At 69.3% G+C, this 15,456-nt stretch carries 15 protein-coding genes; 2 read left to right on the top strand and 13 right to left on the bottom strand.

Annotated features, from left to right (window positions below):
* The first annotated feature begins 182 nt into the window (after positions 1–182).
* Positions 183–1,616 (top strand): ATP-binding protein, encoded by a 1,434-nt coding sequence (locus HQ325_RS22895; RefSeq protein WP_222631567.1) that lies wholly within the window; start codon positions 183–185, stop codon positions 1,614–1,616.
* On the opposite strand, the gene HQ325_RS18015 is transcribed toward HQ325_RS22895, so the two are convergent.
* The 3 genes from HQ325_RS18015 to HQ325_RS18005 are packed head-to-tail and all read right to left on the bottom strand — an operon-like array spanning position 1,600 to position 4,948.
* Positions 1,600–2,430: a transglutaminase family protein gene (locus HQ325_RS18015; RefSeq protein ID WP_222631565.1), complete on the bottom strand. Its 831-nt coding sequence runs from the start codon at positions 2,428–2,430 to the stop codon at positions 1,600–1,602. The two genes, HQ325_RS22895 and HQ325_RS18015, sit on opposite strands and share 17 nt — an antisense overlap.
* A gap of 8 nt (positions 2,431–2,438) precedes the next feature.
* A complete protein-coding gene (locus HQ325_RS18010) occupies positions 2,439–3,410 on the bottom strand; it encodes an alpha-E domain-containing protein (protein WP_222631563.1) in 972 nt (323 codons plus the stop codon).
* Complete coding sequence (locus HQ325_RS18005; RefSeq protein ID WP_239533048.1) at positions 3,410–4,948, bottom strand: circularly permuted type 2 ATP-grasp protein; 1,539 nt, start codon at positions 4,946–4,948, stop codon at positions 3,410–3,412. The genes HQ325_RS18010 and HQ325_RS18005 overlap by 1 nt, the downstream gene beginning before the upstream one ends.
* 398 nt (positions 4,949–5,346) lie before the next feature.
* On the opposite strand from HQ325_RS18005, the gene rpsT reads away from it, so the two are divergent.
* Positions 5,347–5,607, top strand: a complete 261-nt coding sequence (gene rpsT, locus HQ325_RS18000) for a 30S ribosomal protein S20 (protein WP_222631561.1) — start codon at positions 5,347–5,349, stop codon at positions 5,605–5,607.
* Between the two features lie 137 nt (positions 5,608–5,744).
* Here rpsT and holA read toward each other — a convergent pair whose 3' ends face one another.
* The 10 genes from holA to HQ325_RS17950 form a co-directional block, all read right to left on the bottom strand.
* Positions 5,745–6,734, bottom strand: a complete 990-nt coding sequence (gene holA, locus HQ325_RS17995; RefSeq protein ID WP_027505699.1) for a DNA polymerase III subunit delta — start codon at positions 6,732–6,734, stop codon at positions 5,745–5,747.
* A complete protein-coding gene (locus tag HQ325_RS22890; RefSeq protein ID WP_222631558.1) occupies positions 6,731–8,257 on the bottom strand; it encodes a ComEC/Rec2 family competence protein in 1,527 nt (508 codons plus the stop codon). The genes holA and HQ325_RS22890 overlap by 4 nt, the downstream gene beginning before the upstream one ends.
* Positions 8,254–8,994, bottom strand: a complete 741-nt coding sequence (locus tag HQ325_RS17985; protein WP_222631556.1) for a ComEA family DNA-binding protein — start codon at positions 8,992–8,994, stop codon at positions 8,254–8,256. The genes HQ325_RS22890 and HQ325_RS17985 overlap by 4 nt, the downstream gene beginning before the upstream one ends.
* 77 nt (positions 8,995–9,071) lie before the next feature.
* A complete protein-coding gene (gene octT / locus HQ325_RS17980; RefSeq protein WP_222631554.1) occupies positions 9,072–9,794 on the bottom strand; it encodes a diglucosylglycerate octanoyltransferase in 723 nt (240 codons plus the stop codon).
* Positions 9,794–10,435, bottom strand: a complete 642-nt coding sequence (locus tag HQ325_RS17975; protein WP_222631552.1) for a histidine phosphatase family protein — start codon at positions 10,433–10,435, stop codon at positions 9,794–9,796. The genes octT and HQ325_RS17975 overlap by 1 nt, the downstream gene beginning before the upstream one ends.
* Positions 10,432–10,887, bottom strand: coding sequence for a ribosome silencing factor (gene rsfS, locus HQ325_RS17970; protein WP_051613344.1), 456 nt, complete (start codon positions 10,885–10,887; stop codon positions 10,432–10,434). Before rsfS ends, HQ325_RS17975 begins: the two co-directional genes overlap by 4 nt.
* The gene (nadD, locus tag HQ325_RS17965) at positions 10,884–11,630 is read right to left on the bottom strand and encodes a nicotinate-nucleotide adenylyltransferase (RefSeq protein ID WP_308014716.1); all 747 of its coding nucleotides are present in this window, start codon (positions 11,628–11,630) and stop codon (positions 10,884–10,886) included. The genes rsfS and nadD overlap by 4 nt, the downstream gene beginning before the upstream one ends.
* A 58-nt stretch (positions 11,631–11,688) precedes the next feature.
* Positions 11,689–13,131, bottom strand: a complete 1,443-nt coding sequence (locus tag HQ325_RS17960; RefSeq protein ID WP_222631550.1) for a VWA domain-containing protein — start codon at positions 13,129–13,131, stop codon at positions 11,689–11,691.
* Positions 13,132–13,134: 3 nt separating this feature from the next.
* Positions 13,135–14,016 carry a MoxR family ATPase gene (locus tag HQ325_RS17955; RefSeq protein WP_056445834.1) on the bottom strand — a complete coding sequence of 294 codons (882 nt, stop codon included), beginning with the start codon at positions 14,014–14,016 and terminating at the stop codon, positions 13,135–13,137.
* A gap of 41 nt (positions 14,017–14,057) precedes the next feature.
* On the bottom strand, positions 14,058–15,335 hold the full coding sequence (locus HQ325_RS17950) for a glutamate-5-semialdehyde dehydrogenase (RefSeq protein WP_222631548.1): 1,278 nt from the start codon (positions 15,333–15,335) through the stop codon (positions 14,058–14,060).
* Positions 15,336–15,456: the final 121 nt, after the last annotated feature.

The raw sequence follows: 15,456 nt of genomic DNA, 5'->3' as shown, positions 1-15,456 counted from the left end.
TCCAGTGAATCACCTCCGCCCGGACGCCGCGAGGGTCGTCAGCTCCGGCCGGCTCTGGCGCACATCCATGCCGCGGTGCTACCGTGCTTGTGCGGATGTGAATTTCCGCCGATTCCCCTCTCACCGGCGGCACATCCCGCGTCACATTCCTTCGAACCATCCGCACTGGTAGTGCGTTCACTGTGACCCTCACGCATTCCCCGGACTCCCTCGACATCGTCAGCGGAGCCCTGTCCCATCTCTCCCATCGAGCCCGAGCGATCGACACCGGTCCGCTCGAAGAGCCTGCGCTGCACATCTTCTCGCACCTGGCGGTGCCTCCGGATGCGGTGATCTCGCATCGCCGCTCACTCCCCGCCTATCAGGCCGCGACCCTCGTCCTCGCCGTCGAGGCCTATGCCGATGACCGCCCGGAGGAGTCGACATCATCTGCGGCACAACGATGGTCGTCGGTTCGTGGCCACGAGCGGTACCACGACGATCTCGTCGCCATGCTGAGTTCCTGCCGTCGCGGTGGCAGTTGTCGCGGCGCACCGGTCGAGTACCGGTCGGTGGACGTCGGTCCCGCGTCGACGATGTCCGTCCCGGTGTTCGGGTTGCTCGACACCCACTCGCCCGGCGGAATCCCCGTGGCGGTCGCGATCCACATCCCGGACCCGGCGCATCAGGCGCCACTGCAGATCGAGGTCATCTGCGGCGATCGGGACGCCGGCGCAAGCACGCTGGACAGCATCGTCTCGCTCATGGACGAGCACGACGTCATGCGCGGCCAGGTCCTGACCCTGGGGAGCGGCGGCGGACGGGGCAACGGGCTCGTGGGATTCATGACGAGGCCCACCGTCGCGGCTGAGGACTTGATCCTTCCCGACGGCACCCTCGAGGCGATGACCCGTCATCTCGTCACCGTCGGATCCTCCGCAGCACGACTACGTGAAGCGGGCCAACACGTGGGTCGCGGCATACTCCTGTACGGCCCACCGGGAACCGGCAAGACCCACACGGTCCGCCACCTGCTCGGACTCGTGCCGGACAGCACCGTCATCGTGCTCACCGGGTCCGCGATGCGCCACATCGCGGAGGCTACCACTTTGGCACGCCGTCTGAGCCCGTCGGTCGTGGTGGTCGAGGACGTCGATCTCATCGCTCGGGAGCGCGAGGAAACGGGTGTGAACTCGCTCCTGTTCGCACTGCTCGATGCGATGGACGGCATGGACGGCGACGCGGACGTCACGTTCGTCCTGACCACCAACAGACCGGACTCCATCGAGCGAGCGGTCCGGGACAGGCCCGGCCGTATCGACCTCGCGGTCGAGATCCCGTTGCCCGACACCCGCGGTCGCGAACGGTTGGCACGGCTCTACCTGTCGGCCGTGGACGTGGCAGCCGATCTCACACCGCTGGTGGAGGCGACCGAGGATGGAACCGCCTCGTACGTCCGAGAACTCGTGCGCCGCACCGTGGTGGCCGCGATCGAACGCGACGACCATGGCGCCGACGGGCACATGACGGTGATCACCGACGACGACGTCGCCGCGGTGCTCACCGCCTGCGTGGACGAGCGTCAGAGACTGACGCGCTCGCTGTTGGGCGGATCGGGCGTCAGGCCAGCCGGGTGATCTCCACGACGACGTCGAGTTCCGTGGACCCGCCACCGGAGAAGATTCCCTTGAGGGGTGGCACGTCGGCGTAGTCGCGTCCGATTCCCACCGAGACGTGCTGTTCGTTCACCGGCACACCGTTGGTCGGGTCGTAGCCCCACCACGATCCGGTCCACGCCTCGATCCACGCGTGTGACTGACCTTCGACCGAATCACCCACCACCGCTTCGGCATTCGGGTGCAGGTAGCCCGAGACGTAGCGGGCAGGAATGCCGATACTGCGGAGCAACACCAGCGTGAGGTGTGCGTAGTCCTGGCAGACGCCCTTCTTCTCGGCCCACGCCTCCACCGCGGACGTGTGCACCCCGGTGGTGCCGGGAACGTAGGACATCTCCTGGTTCACCCAGTCGCAGACGGCCACCACGGCGTCGTACGGCCCCAGATCCTTCGCCAACTTCTTCGCGACGGACGTCAGCTGACGGTTCCGAGGGACGTAGGTGCTGTGGCCGAGCAGCTCGTTGAACCTGTCCACCACGAGGTCTGCGGCCAGGTCCTCCCAGTCGAGGGTCTCCTCCGGCGGGACGAACGCGTCCGTCTCGACGACAGAGGACCCGGCCACCTCCAGGGACGTGTGCGGAGCGTGCAGATCGAACGCCGTGACCGCGGTGCCCCAATAGTCGGTGTACCGGTACGACCTCGTCGCCGGATCGGTCTCGACGCGGTTCAGAATGACGTTCTGCCGGGTGTCGCTCCGCGGCGTCAGTCGCGCCTCGTTGTACGAGGACGTGACCGGTGCGTCGTAGTTGTACCCCGTGGTGTGCACGACGCGCATCCGCCAGCTCACAGTTCACCCTCCAATTGTGCTTCGTCCGTTCGGCTTCCGGCGTCCGTCCAGGCGACCCAGGGCGCTGCGTGGAAGTACTGCTTGGAGATCGCCTCACCCACCTCGCGGCAGGTCTCCTGCAACGACATCAGACGGTCCTGCAGATCCTCCAGCAGAACACCCGGCTGCAGGAACTCGAGTTCACTGCGAGCGCGGCCGAGAAGTCGCTGCGCCTCGGCACGGGATCCGACGCGCATGTCGGGGTGATGGTCGAGGCTGTCGAGCGAGTGCTCCGCCTCGCTCAGTGCGTAGAACACCGAGCGCGGGAACAGCCGATCGAGCAGCATGAACTCCAGGACGCGTTGAGCGTCGAGAGCGCCGCGATAGGTACGCAGATACGTGTCGTGTGCACCGGCCGACCGCAGCACCGTGACCCACGCCGGAGACGACGGTCGATCGCCGGCGCGGGCGAGCAGCAACCGGACGGTCATGTCGACGCGTTCCACGGAGCGACCGAGCAGCAGGAACCGGTAGCCGTCGTCGCGGCTGAGCGTCGAGTCGGCGAGGCCGGCGAACATCGCTGCGCGCTCCTCGATGAACCCGAGGAACTCGTGGGGGCCCAGGCGCTTCGACGCTCGAATACGGTCACCGAGTGCGTTGTACGTCGTGTTGAGGCATTCCCACATCTCGCTCGACGTGACTTCCCGTGCACCGCGGGCGTTCTCGCGGGCACTGGACAACGAGTCGACGATGGAGCCGTTGCCCTCGCGGGAGAACGCGACGAGTTCTGTCAACGACCACACGTCCAGGCGCTCGTCGGGAAGCTCGAATCCCAACACCCGCAGCAACACTCGGGAGGTGTGGTCGGGGTCGACGGTCGCGTCCTCGAGCAGCTGGTGCAGCGTGACGTCGAGGATGCGCGCGGTGTCGTCGGCGCGTTCGACGTAGCGGCCGATCCAGTACAGCGATTCGGCGTTACGAGCCAACATCAGCGGGCACCGTCCTTCGGGGAGTGGGTCAGCTGTTGCTGCTGCTGTTGGATCTGCTGGCTGTTGAGCTCGGGACCTTGCTCTGCGGTCGGTGACGACGGGGGTTCGGACACGATCTCCGCTCCACCGAGCTCACGCTCGTCCTCCTTGGTGGCGCGGCCGGCCAGCACCCAGGTGTCCTTGCTGCCGCCGCCCTGGCTCGAGTTGACCACCAACGACCCTTCGGGGAGCGCCACTCGGGTCAGACCTCCGGGCAACACCCACACGTCGTCGCCGTCGTTCACGGCGAACGGTCGCAGATCGACGTGCCGCGGCGCGAGCTGGTCACCGATCTTGGTGGGCACGGTCGACAGCTGCACCACGGGCTGCGCGATCCACCCGCGCGGATCGGCCCGGATCTTCTTGCTGATCGTGGCCAGTTCCTTGGGTGTCGCGTCCGGACCGAACACGATGCCGTAGCCGCCGGAGCCCTCGACGGGCTTGATCACCAGTTCGTCGACACGGTCGAGCACTTCCTCGCACTCGTCCGGCAGCCAGCAGCGAAAGGTGTCGACGTTGGCGAGCAGCGGCTTCTCGCCGAGGTAGTACTCGATGATGGTCGGCACGTACGTGTAGGTGAGCTTGTCGTCGCCCACACCGTTGCCGATGGCGCTCGAGATGACGACGTTGCCCGCGCGTGCGGCGTTGACCAGCCCGGCCACGCCGAGAACGGAGTCGGGTCGGAACTGCATGGGGTCGAGGTAGTCGTCGTCGATGCGGCGATAGATCACGTCGACCTGGCGCTCGCCCTCGGTGGTGCGCATGTAGACGACGTTGTCGCGGCAGAAGAGGTCGCGGCCCTCGACCAGCTCGACGCCCATCAGGCGGGCGAGGAGGGAGTGCTCGAAGTACGCGGAGTTCGCCACACCGGGCGTGAGGACGACGACGGTGGGGTCCGCCTCGTTGATGGCGGCGGCGGCACGCAGCGCGCGCAGCAGGTGTGTGGCGTAATCGCCGACCGCGCGCACACGGTGGCTGGCGAACAGGTCGGGGAAGACGCGCGCCATGGTGCGGCGGTTCTCCATCACGTACGAGACGCCCGACGGCGACCGCAGGTTGTCCTCGAGGACGCGGAAGGTGCCCTCGGCGTCACGGATCAGGTCGATACCGGCGACGTGGATGCGCACACCATTGGGCGGCACGATGCCGAACGCCTCGCGGTGGAAGTGTTCGCACGACGTCACCAGAGATTTCGGGACCACGCCGTCGCGCAGGATCTCCTGCTCCCCGTAGATGTCCGCCAGGAAGAACTCGAGCGCCTTGACCCGCTGCTTGATGCCGCGCTCGAGCTTGTTCCACTCGGACGCCGCGATGACCCGGGGCACCTGGTCGAGAGGGAACGGACGCTCCTGCCCCTCGAGCGCGAACGTGATGCCCTGATCGACGAAGGCGCGGCCGAGCGCGTCCGAGCGGGCGTCCAGTTCCGCGGCGTCCGACGGCGCGAGCGCCTTGTGGATTCCCTTGTACGGTCCACGCAGCCCGCCGTCGCCGTCGAACATCTCGTCGAACGCCAGTCCGTACTTCCCGATGTCCCGGTAACCGTCGAACACGCTCGGCCCGGACAAGGACTGCGACTGCGACTGCGAACGGCTCTTCTTCGCCTGTGGTGCAGCGCTTGATCGGGGACTCATGGTCGCCATGCTGCCTCACAGGTACCCCTGGAGCACGGTGGACACGTTAATTCCATGCAACCTCACGAGTCACGTGCACACCGACTCCCTGCAGCGAGATCACCGAATTGGGTTACCGGACCGACGCTGGTAGTCTCGTACGTCGGACGTGGGCACGCTCGTGCGCACCCACCGTCACCAGCTTTCACAAGCACTGCACGTACGGCTCGAGAGTGTTCCCCGGAGTCAGCCGTCCCGGACCGAGAAGAGACGAAGGATAACTACGCGTGGCCAACATCAAGTCCCAGGTGAAGCGAATCGCAACCAACGAGCGTCAGCGCCTGCGCAACCAGTCGGTGAAGTCGTCGCTCCGCACCGTGATTCGCTCCTTCCGTGAGGCGACCGAAACCGGCGACAAGGCCAAGGCCGAGGAGATCCTGCTGACTGCGAGCCGCAAGCTCGACAAGGCAGCCAGCAAGGGTGTCATCCACAAGAACCAGGCTGCCAACAAGAAGTCGGCGATGTCGCTGGCCTTCAACAAGCTCTGATCTCTCCCGAGCCCTCGCGGCTCCTCTCGAGAGTCCTTGTGCAGTTCTTCTCGAGAGTTACTGTGCAGTAGCTTGTCAGCACTACGCCCCGGGCGAGCACGATGCCCGGGGCGTAGTCGTGTGCCCGGGCGGCGCTGTCAGCGCGAACTCAGCCCCGCCACCACGTTCACGGCGCGTTCCACCGCGTAGTCCGCGTCGGCGGCCTGGCCCTTGACGTCCGCGTTGAGCGCTGCCACCACCTGCAGTGCCTCGGCGATGCGCTGCGGATCCCACATGCGGGCCTGCGCCTGCGCCTTCTTGATCTTCCACGGCGGCATCCCCAGTTCGGACGCCATCCGGAACGGATCGCCGCGGCCCGCCGAACCGACCCGCGCCACCGTGTGGACGGCCTCGGCCAGTGCGTCCGCGAGCAGCACGTGCGGTGTGCCGCCCAACATCGCCCACCGCAGTGCCTCGAGGGCGCCGGCGCGGTCACCCGACACGGCCTTGTCGGCGATGTCGAAGCCCGTGACCTCCGCACGGCCCGAGTAGTAGCGGCGGACGGCCGCGACATCGACCTTCCCCGCCGTGTCCGACACCAGTTGCGAGCACGCGGCGGCCAGTTCGCGGAGGTCCGACCCCACCGCGTCGACGAGTGCGGCGATGGCATCGGGAGCGACGCGTGTCTCCGAGTGGGAGCGGAACTCGGCCCGCACGAAGTCGACGCGCTCCGACGCCTTGGACAGCTTCGCGCACTCGTGGACCACGGCACCGGACTTCTGCAGCGCCCCCACCATGGCCTTGGCCCGGCCTCCACCGGAGTGCAGAACGACCAGGACCACACCGTCCACCGGCGTCGCCGCGGCGTCGAGAACCAGCGTCATCGCGTCCTTACCGGCCTCCGCGGCCGCCTCGAAGACGACCACGCGATCCTCGGCGAAGAGGGAGGGGCTGAGCAGTTCCGCGAGCTCGGCGACCGTCGTGTCCCCCGCCCGCAGACGGTCGACCGGCACCTCGGCCCCGGCCCCCACCGTTGCCGCGCGCATCGCGGCCACGATGGACGACACCGCACGCTCGACGAGGAGCTCCTCGTCGCCCAGGACGAGGTGCAGGGGCTCGGGACGGGTGCTGCTCGCTGTCGAACTCACCGGTCGATGGTGCCACGGTGCGCCGACAGCCACCGACGCCGGACCAGCACCGCCGCGCCCGCCGCGACGAGGACACATCCCCCGACGACGGCGGCGCCCCGAGGCCCGGTCGGAGTGAGCACCGTCGCACCGGGAGCGTCCGCCGTGTACGCGGCCACGGCCAGCAACCACCGCAGCGGCACCCACGCCACCCCGGCGACGACGGCCCCGGCCTCCACGCTCACGACGGCCACCACGGCCGCCAGCGCTCCGATCACGGTGACCGGCCCGACGACGGGTGCGGCGAGCACGTTCGCCGCCACCGAGTAGACGGAGAACGTTCCGGCCATGGCGGCGACCAGCGGCGCGGTCACCAGGTGCGCCGCCAGTGCCACGGCCACGGCGTCGAGCACCGGACGTCGGCGACCGGGCGGTGCGTCGGCGCGGCTCACCATCGCCGTCAGCACCGGGGCGAGCAGCACGAGAGCGACCGTCGCGGTCACCGACAGCGCGAACCCCCACGACACCGCCAGTCCCGGATCGACGGCCAGCAGCACCAGCACCGCGGTGCACAGGGCCGGCATCACATGGCGACGGCGGCCGGTCATCACCGCCAGCAGACCCAGTACACCCATGACCGCCGCACGCAGGACGCTGGGTGACGGTCTCGCCACCACGACGAACGCGACGAGGACGATTCCCGCGAGCGCCGCGGTGGTTCGAGGGCCGGCCGAGAGCAGCCGAGCGCCGAGGACGACACACCCGATGACGAAGGAAAAATTGGCGCCCGAGACAGCCGTCAAGTGGGACATTCCGGCCGCCGTGAACGAGTCCTGGACGGAGACGTCGAGTCCCGACCTGTCCCCCACCACCATTCCCGGGAGCAGCCCCTCCTCCTCACGTGGCAGAGCGATGGCAGCGGCCTCCGCGAGAGCACGTCGCACCACGCCCGACCACCGGAACAGGGCCGGCGCGCTCCCCACCTCGGGTGGCCCGGTGGCACGTGCGACGGCATCCACCGCGCCCACACGATCGGGAGCCGCGAGCCGCGCCCGGAACGTCACCGACACACCCGGTTCCAGTGCCCGCCACGGATCCGGGGGCGCGAACACGGTGATCCGGGCCGACCCATCGACGACGGTGCCGCGCAGCGTCACTCGGCTCGCTCGTATCGGCACGAGCACCTGATCCGCGAACGAGCCCGTGATCGGACGTGGATCGTCCGTGACGACGCCCTCGACCGTCGCGTACGCACCGCCCAGCGCGCCCTCGCGGACCGGGCCCGTCGTCACCTCGTGCATCCGCAGGGACGACATCGCCGCGAACGCCGCGGTGACGCAGCAGGCCGCCACGACGATCAGCATCACCACCGACCCCGAGCCCTGTCTACGCCTGCACCACCAGGCGACGGCGGCCACGAACACGCACACCGCGCCGAGCACCGCCGCCGGGAACCACCCCGCGCCGACGGCCACCAGGGTCGCGGCCCACGCACCCACCGCACTCGGGGCGAGCCGGAGATCCACGGCCGGTGCGTCGGTCACAGCGTGACCAGAGGCGTCAGCTTCTCGAGCCGAGCGGGGCCGACACCACTCACCTCGGACAGCTGGTCGACGGACGTGAACCCGCCGTTCTCGGTGCGCCACTGCACGATCGCACTCGCGGTCACCGGACCGACACCGGGCAGGGCATCGAGCTCCGCCTCCGTCGCCTCGTTCAGCGACACCAGACCCGCGGCCTTCCCGCTGTCCCCCGACCGGCCTCCGGCCTGCCCGCTGTCCCCCGACCCCTCACCGGCCACGGACACCGATGCCGGAGCGAGCGGCACCGACCCCGTCGTCGACCCCACCACCACCTGGTCACCGTCCGACACCTTCGCCGCCCAGTTGAGCCCGAAGAGGTCCGCGTCGTCCCGGCGCCCACCCGCGGCCGCGACGACGTCGGCGATACGGGACTCGGCGGGAACGGTGACGAGTCCCGGGCGTATCACAGCGCCGAGCACGCTGACCACGACTCCCGCGGATTCCGGTGCCGACATCGTCGGCGTCGGCGTCTCGGACTCGGTGACCAGAGGGGGAAGCGGCGGCACCGCGGTGACCTGCGGAGAATCTCGCATCACCACCGCCCCCACGGCGCCCACGAGAAGGACGGCGGCCACGGCGAGCGCACGGACGCCGCGGGACCCCGGATCGATCCGAAAGCGGCCGACGCCCACGGGGCGCCGCACTTCGAGGCGACGGGCGTCCTCGTCGGTGTCGGGAGCAGCGATCTCGGGTGCCATGCCCGCGACGGTAGGCCCGGGCCAGGACGAGACGAGCCGCCGCCGGGCTCACCTGTGGACGGCCACGACCCTGTGGATCAGATGCGGGCGCAGGCGCGCACGGCAGCGACGACGGACTCGGCCACGCGCACGTGTGCGTCCCAACCCCAGTGAATACCATCGGGATTCGCGTTCCCGGACACGATGTTCTCCTCGACGGCCGCCTTGAGGTCGACGAGCGGGAGATCATGTCCCACCGCCCACGCCGTGGTCGCGCGCACCGCTGGTTCGCGGCCGGTGTGCACTCGTCCGTAGGCGTCGCATCGATGCACCGACGGGAGCGTCGCGATGACGGGTACCTCCGGACGCACTGCCGCGAGTGCGGCGCGGATCTGCTCGAGGTAGTCGACACTCAGATGCGGCGGCAGGGCCACCGGACGGCCCAGGTGCGAGAGCCGCGGCTGCAGCCACCCGTAGGCGGCGCGCACACCGCGCCGCAGGATGGGCGGTCGGACATAGCGGATCTGCTCCCGCAGGGCCGTCGGCAGAGGTGACGGCAACGAGTCCATCCCGCCGGTCGCGAGGACCACCGCCCCGGCACGCGGTATCGACGCCCACACACGCGGATCCTGGGTGAGTGCCCACCAGGCATCGCGGCAGGTCCAGCCGATGCGGCCGACGAGTTCGACGTCCCAGCCCAGTTCGCGCGCGACGAGGGTGGGCCAGATGCGGGGATGATCGGCCGGCAGTCCGCCCTCGGGACCGTAGTACGCGAGCGAGTCCGCGAGGACGAGCAGGACCGGGCGATCCGCCTCGGACATCAGAGAACGTCACCCGCCACGGCGGCCGTCGCGTTCCACACGTCCAGGCGCCAGGAGACGTCGTCCGTTCCGTGCCCCGCGACCTGCACCCAGCTGGCGTTGCCCAGTCCCCCGAGCACCGGCCACCGGTCGACCGGCAGATCGAGCAGTGCGGCCGTGAGCGCGGCGATGGTTCCACCGTGGGCGACGACGACGACCGGCGCCGTGGTCCACTCCGGGTCCTTCAGCAGCTCCTGGATCAGCGGCATCGAGCGCTCGGCGACGTCCACGCGCGACTCGCCGCCCGGCGGACGGAACCCGGCGTCGGCGCGCCACGATTCGCGGACGCCGGGTGAGACGTCGTCGACGTCGAGGTGCGTCAGCCCCTGCCAGTCACCGAGGTGCGTCTCCCGGAGCCGCTCGTCGAGCTCGACGGGAACACCCGTGGCCGCCGACAGCGCGGTCGCCGTGTCGTGTGCCCGTCGCAGATCGGACGAGACGATCCGATGCGGCTGCAGCAGTGCCAACGCTCGAGCGGCGACCTCGGCCTGTGTGCGACCCAGCTCGGTCAGGTCGGTGTCGAGATGACCCTGCATGCGCGAGGCCGCGTTGTACTCGGTCTGACCGTGCCGGAGCAGCACCAACCGACGAACGGACGTCACTCGTCCGGTTCGGTGACGCGATCGACACCGTGGTCGAGGGCGTCGTCGACACCGTGATCGTCGGTGCCGTACTGCGTCGAGGTGTCCGTGGCTCCGAGACCCTCGATCTCGAGGACCGGGCAGTCCTTCCACAAACGCTCGAGGGCGTAGAAGTGACGCTCGTCGTTGTGGAGCACGTGGACGACGACGTCGACGTAGTCGAGCAGTGCCCATCGGCCCTCGCGGGTGCCCTCACGACGAACGGGCTGGCTGCCCGCCTCGCGGAGCTTCTCCTCGATGTTCTCGACGATCGCGTTGACCTGGCGCTCGTTGGGTGCCGACGCGATGACGAAGCAGTCGGTGATGACCAGCTGGTCGGAGACGTCGAGGGCCATGACGTCGGCGGCGAGCTTCTCGTCCGCCGCGAGTGCGGCGATGCTGGCGACCCTGATGGCCTCGGGTGTAGCGCTCACGTGGTGTTCTCTCCTGACAGGGCTGATGCGGTGGTGGCGGAAGTGCCGGTGTGCTGGGGTGCGGGCTCGGAGACGGTCGCGATGCCGTCGTGACGCTCCTCCCCGGCGGGGCGGTACAGGTCCCGCTTAGAGATGTACTGGACGACGCCGTCCGGCACGAGGTACCAGACGGGACGATTCTCGGCGGCACGCCGTCGACATTCCGTGGACGAGATGGCGAGAGCCGGGATCTCCACGAGGGTCAGGACATCCTTCGGCAACCGATCGAGGTACTCGGCCAGATGGTCGGCACCCAGTTCGTACCCGGGGCGGGACACGCCGACGAAGCGGGCCAGCTCGAACAGTTCCTGCCAGTTCTGCCACCCGATGATGCTGCTGAGAGCATCGGCCCCGGTGATGAAGAACAACTGGTCACCGGGATGCTGGTCGGCGAGATCGCGAAGCGTGTCGACGGTGTACGTCGGCTTGGCACGGTCGAGGTCGACGCGGCTGACGGAGAAGCGAGGGTTGGACGCGGTGGCGACGACCGTCATGAGGTAGCGGTCCTCCGCCGGGCTCACCGTCCGGTCCTGCTTCTGCCAGGGCTGGCCGGTGGGGACGAAGACGACCTCGTCGAGCTGGAACCGATCGGCGACCTCACTGGCGGCCACGAGGTGCCCGTGGTGAATGGGGTCGAACGTGCCACCCATGACGCCGAGACGTCGCGGGCGGCGGCCCTCGGGCGGCGTCGTCGGTTCCTGCACGAGTGACGACTCTACGTGGACCTGCCCCGAACAGAGGATTCGGCCGAACCGAGAGACGTCAGGATCCCGTGGGCAGGAGCCGCGACACGACCTCGGCCAGTTGCGCCGCCGACCGGCACTCGTGCATCGAGATCACCCGCCGATAGACGTCGGCGGCCGAGTCACCGGTCCCCCACTGCGCCTTCGGCTCGGGGTTGAGCCAGTGCGCGTGCCGGGCGACGGTGACCATGCGGGCGAGGGACTCGGTGCGCGGATCGCGGTAGTTGGTGCGGGCGTCGCCCAGGATCAACAGCGATGCCCGAGGACCGATGGCATCGAGGTGATGCGCGGTGAAGGTCTCGAAGGAGTGGCCGTAGTCGGAATGGCCGTCGTAGGTGATCAGCTCCGACTCCGCGATCATGCGCGACATCGACTCGGCGAGCGACGCGCGTCCGGCCGAGGCGTCGAAGAACCGGGTCACCTCGTCGGCGGTGTCGATGAACGCGAAGACACGCACTCGGGAGAACTGTTCGCGCAACGTGTGCACGAGCAGCAGGGTGAACTGGCTGAAGCCGGCGACCGATCCCGAGACGTCGCAGAAGATCACCAGTTCGGGCCGCGCGGTGCGGGGCTTGCGGTTGACCAGGTCGATGGGGACGCCCCCCGTGGACAAGGACTTGCGCAGGGTGCGCCGCAGGTCGATCGACCCCGCTCGCGACCGCCGTCGACGGGCCGCCAATCGGCTCGCCAGGAGCCGCGCCAACGGAGCGACGTTCTTGCGGAGGGCCGCCAGTTCCGACTCGGACGCGCGGAGGAAGTCGACGTCCTCGGCCAGGCGCGGGACGCCGTAGGACGCCACCCGTTCCTTGCCCAGCACCTCGGCGGTGCGACGACGGGTCTCCTTCTCGATCATCGACCGAAACTCCGCGATGCGAACCGCGGCCGTCCGACGGGCCAGTTCGGACTCGAACTCGCCGGTCGTGGGTGCACCGGGCCCGGTGGAGCGGCCGATCAGTCCGTCGAGAATCTTCGCCAGCAGCGTCGACGGCTCCACCGTGCGCAGCGTCTGGTACTCCGAGAACGACTCGCCGCGGCTGGAGCTGTACTTGCCGTAGGTCTCGACGATGTCGCCCACCAGTCGCTCGACCTGCGCCATGGCCTCCGCGGAACCGTCCGCGAGCAGCTCCGCCAGCACGTGTTTCAGAGCGTCGAGATCGACGGTGCCGTCCTCGGCGAGAGGCGGGCCGACCGTGTTCTCCTCGTCGGCGGTCCGCGCACCGATCGCGGCGGGGAACCACAGATCGAAGAGCGCATCGAACGCGGGGCGATGGCCGGGTCGGCGCACCAGCGCGCACGCGAGACCCTCCCGCACCACCTCGCGATCGAGAATGTCGAGGACGGCCAACACCGCGCCCGCGTCGACCGTCTCCGACGGGCCGACGTCGATACCGCGGCGACGCAGCGCCTCCACGAAGCCCACCAGGTGTGCGGGGATGCCGGAGATGTCCACCGTCCCGGTCACGGGTCAGCCGAGTCGGAGTTCGGCGACGGCGCGGTCCTGATCGGAGCGGTGCTTGAGGATGACGCCGAGCGTCGACCGCACGGCTGCGTCGCTCACCTCGTCCATGCCCAGTGCCAACAGGGTGCGGCCCCAGTCGATGGTCTCGGCGACCGACGGCAGCTTCTGCAACTGCATGTCCCGCAGCACCTGCACGATGCGCACCATCTGCTCGGCCATCGCCTCCGGCAGTTCCGGGACCCGGCTGGCCAGGATGCGCCGCTCCAGGTCGGCGTCCGGGAAGTCGAGATGCAGGAACAGGCAGCGACGCTTCAGCGCCTCCGACAACTCGCGTGTCGCGTTGGAGGTCAGCACCGTGAACGGCCGTCGGGTCGCCGAGATGGTGCCGAGCTCCGGCACGGTGATCGCGAAGTCGCTGAGCACCTCGAGAAGCAGGCCCTCGATCTCGATGTCCGCCTTGTCGGTCTCGTCGATCAGCAGCACGGTGGGATCCGATCGACGGATCGCCGTGAGCAGGGGCCGCGACAGCAGGAACTCCTCGGAGAACACGTCGTGGCGTGTCTCGTCCCACCCCGCGCCGGAACTCGACTGGATGCGCAGGATCTGCTTCGCGTGGTTCCACTCGTACAGTGCCCGCGCCTCGTCGACGCCCTCGTAGCACTGCAGGCGGACCAGTTCGGCTCCCGCGGCCTGCGAGACGGCGCGAGCCAGCTCCGTCTTGCCGACACCTGCCGGGCCCTCGATGAGCAGCGGCTTGCCCAGACGATCGGCGAGGAACACCGCCGTGGCGGTCGCCTTGTCGGCGAGGTACCCCGTGGCGGCGAGGCGGGTCGCCACGTCGTCGACGTCGGAGAAGAACGGAACGATGTCGGAGTACGTCTGCGTCACGCCGGGCCTTTCGGTTGTTCCAGAGAGGTGGTGGAGGCGGGTCAGGCCGGACGAATGTGCCCGTCGCCCTGCACGATCCACTTGGTCGAGGTGAGTTCCCGCAGCCCCATGGGGCCGCGGGCGTGGAGCTTCTGGGTGGAGATGCCGATCTCGGCCCCGAAGCCGAACTGCTCACCGTCGGTGAACGCGGTGGAGGCGTTGACCATGACGGCCGCTGCGTCCACCCGAGCCGAGAACGCCCGGGTGGCAGCGAGATCCGATGCCACGATCGCCTCGGTGTGTCCCGTGCCGTACCTGTCGATGTGCGCGACGGCGGCATCCAGGTCGTCGACGACGGCGAGGGCGATGTCGTCGGACAGGTACTCGTCGGCCCAGTCGTTCTCGGTGGCCGGCACGAGACCGGGAAGATCGCCGTGGACACGTACGCCGTTGTCCGACAACGCCTGCACCAGACGCGGCACCGCCACGTCGGCCACGGCGGCGTCGATCAGCACCGTCTCCGCGGCGTTGCACACGCTCACTCGACGTGTCTTCGCGTTGAGCAGGATGCGCTCGGCCATGTCGAGGTCCGCGGACGCGTGCACGTAGACGTGGCAGTTGCCGACACCGGTCTCGATGGTGGGCACCGTCGCGTCGCGCACCACCGCGGAGATTAGGCCGGACCCACCGCGCGGGATGACGACGTCGACGAGTCCGCGAGCCCGGATGAGGTGCGTGACCGTCGCGCGATCCTCGCTGGACAGGAGTTGGACGGCGTCGGCCGGAAGGTCCAGCGCCGACAGTGCCGCCCGCAGAACGCCCACCAGCGCGGCGTTCGATCGCGCGGCGGAGGACGACCCCCGCAGGAGGACGGCGTTGCCCGACTTCAGAGTGAGCCCGAACGCGTCGACCGTGACGTTGGGGCGGGCCTCGTAGATCATGCCGACGACGCCGAGCGGCACTGCGAGCTGCCGGATCTCGAGTCCGTTGGGCAGGGTCCGACCCTCGAGGAGCTCCCCCACGGGATCCGGCAGAGACGCCACCTGGCGCAGTCCGGCGGCGATGCCGTCGATGCGGTCGGGGGTCAGCCGCAGTCGGTCGAGCTGCGAGGGCGGAGTGCCGGATGCCTCGGCGAGTGCGAGGTCCTCGCTGTTGGCGGCGAGGATCGCGTCGGCGGAGGCCAGGACGGCGTCCGCCGCGGCGTGCAGCGCGTCGTCCTTGCGCGCGGTCGTCAGCAGAGCGAGCGCGCGCGCGGCGACCCGGGCGCGGGCAGCAGCGGCGTGCACGTCCGCTTCGAGAGCATCGGGGGTGGACACCTCGGCGCTGGTGGTGGCAGTCACGCCGTCCAGGGTAGGTCACGCTCCCACCAGCCCGTACGCCCGAGCGCACCCGGGACGATCCGGCCGACGGGAATGATCGCCCGGCCCGATTGTTCGTTCATCCTGAGCGCTGTCGTCGTGG

The organism is Rhodococcus sp. BP-349, from assembly GCF_019835845.1.
In the GTDB taxonomy this organism is placed as follows: domain Bacteria; phylum Actinomycetota; class Actinomycetes; order Mycobacteriales; family Mycobacteriaceae; genus Rhodococcoides.
This window is presented reverse-complemented; position numbering and strand designations above follow the sequence as displayed.

Coding starts and splice junctions, on each gene's coding strand:
- HQ325_RS18015 (WP_222631565.1), bottom strand. CDS start 2,430: ATGCGCGTCGTGCACACCACGGGGTACAACTACGACGCACCGGTCACG.
- HQ325_RS18010 (WP_222631563.1), bottom strand. CDS start 3,410: ATGTTGGCTCGTAACGCCGAATCGCTGTACTGGATCGGCCGCTACGTC.
- HQ325_RS18005 (WP_239533048.1), bottom strand. CDS start 4,948: ATGTTCGACGGCGACGGCGGGCTGCGTGGACCGTACAAGGGAATCCAC.
- HQ325_RS17985 (WP_222631556.1), bottom strand. CDS start 8,994: ATGGCACCCGAGATCGCTGCTCCCGACACCGACGAGGACGCCCGTCGC.
- octT (WP_222631554.1), bottom strand. CDS start 9,794: ATGTCCGAGGCGGATCGCCCGGTCCTGCTCGTCCTCGCGGACTCGCTC.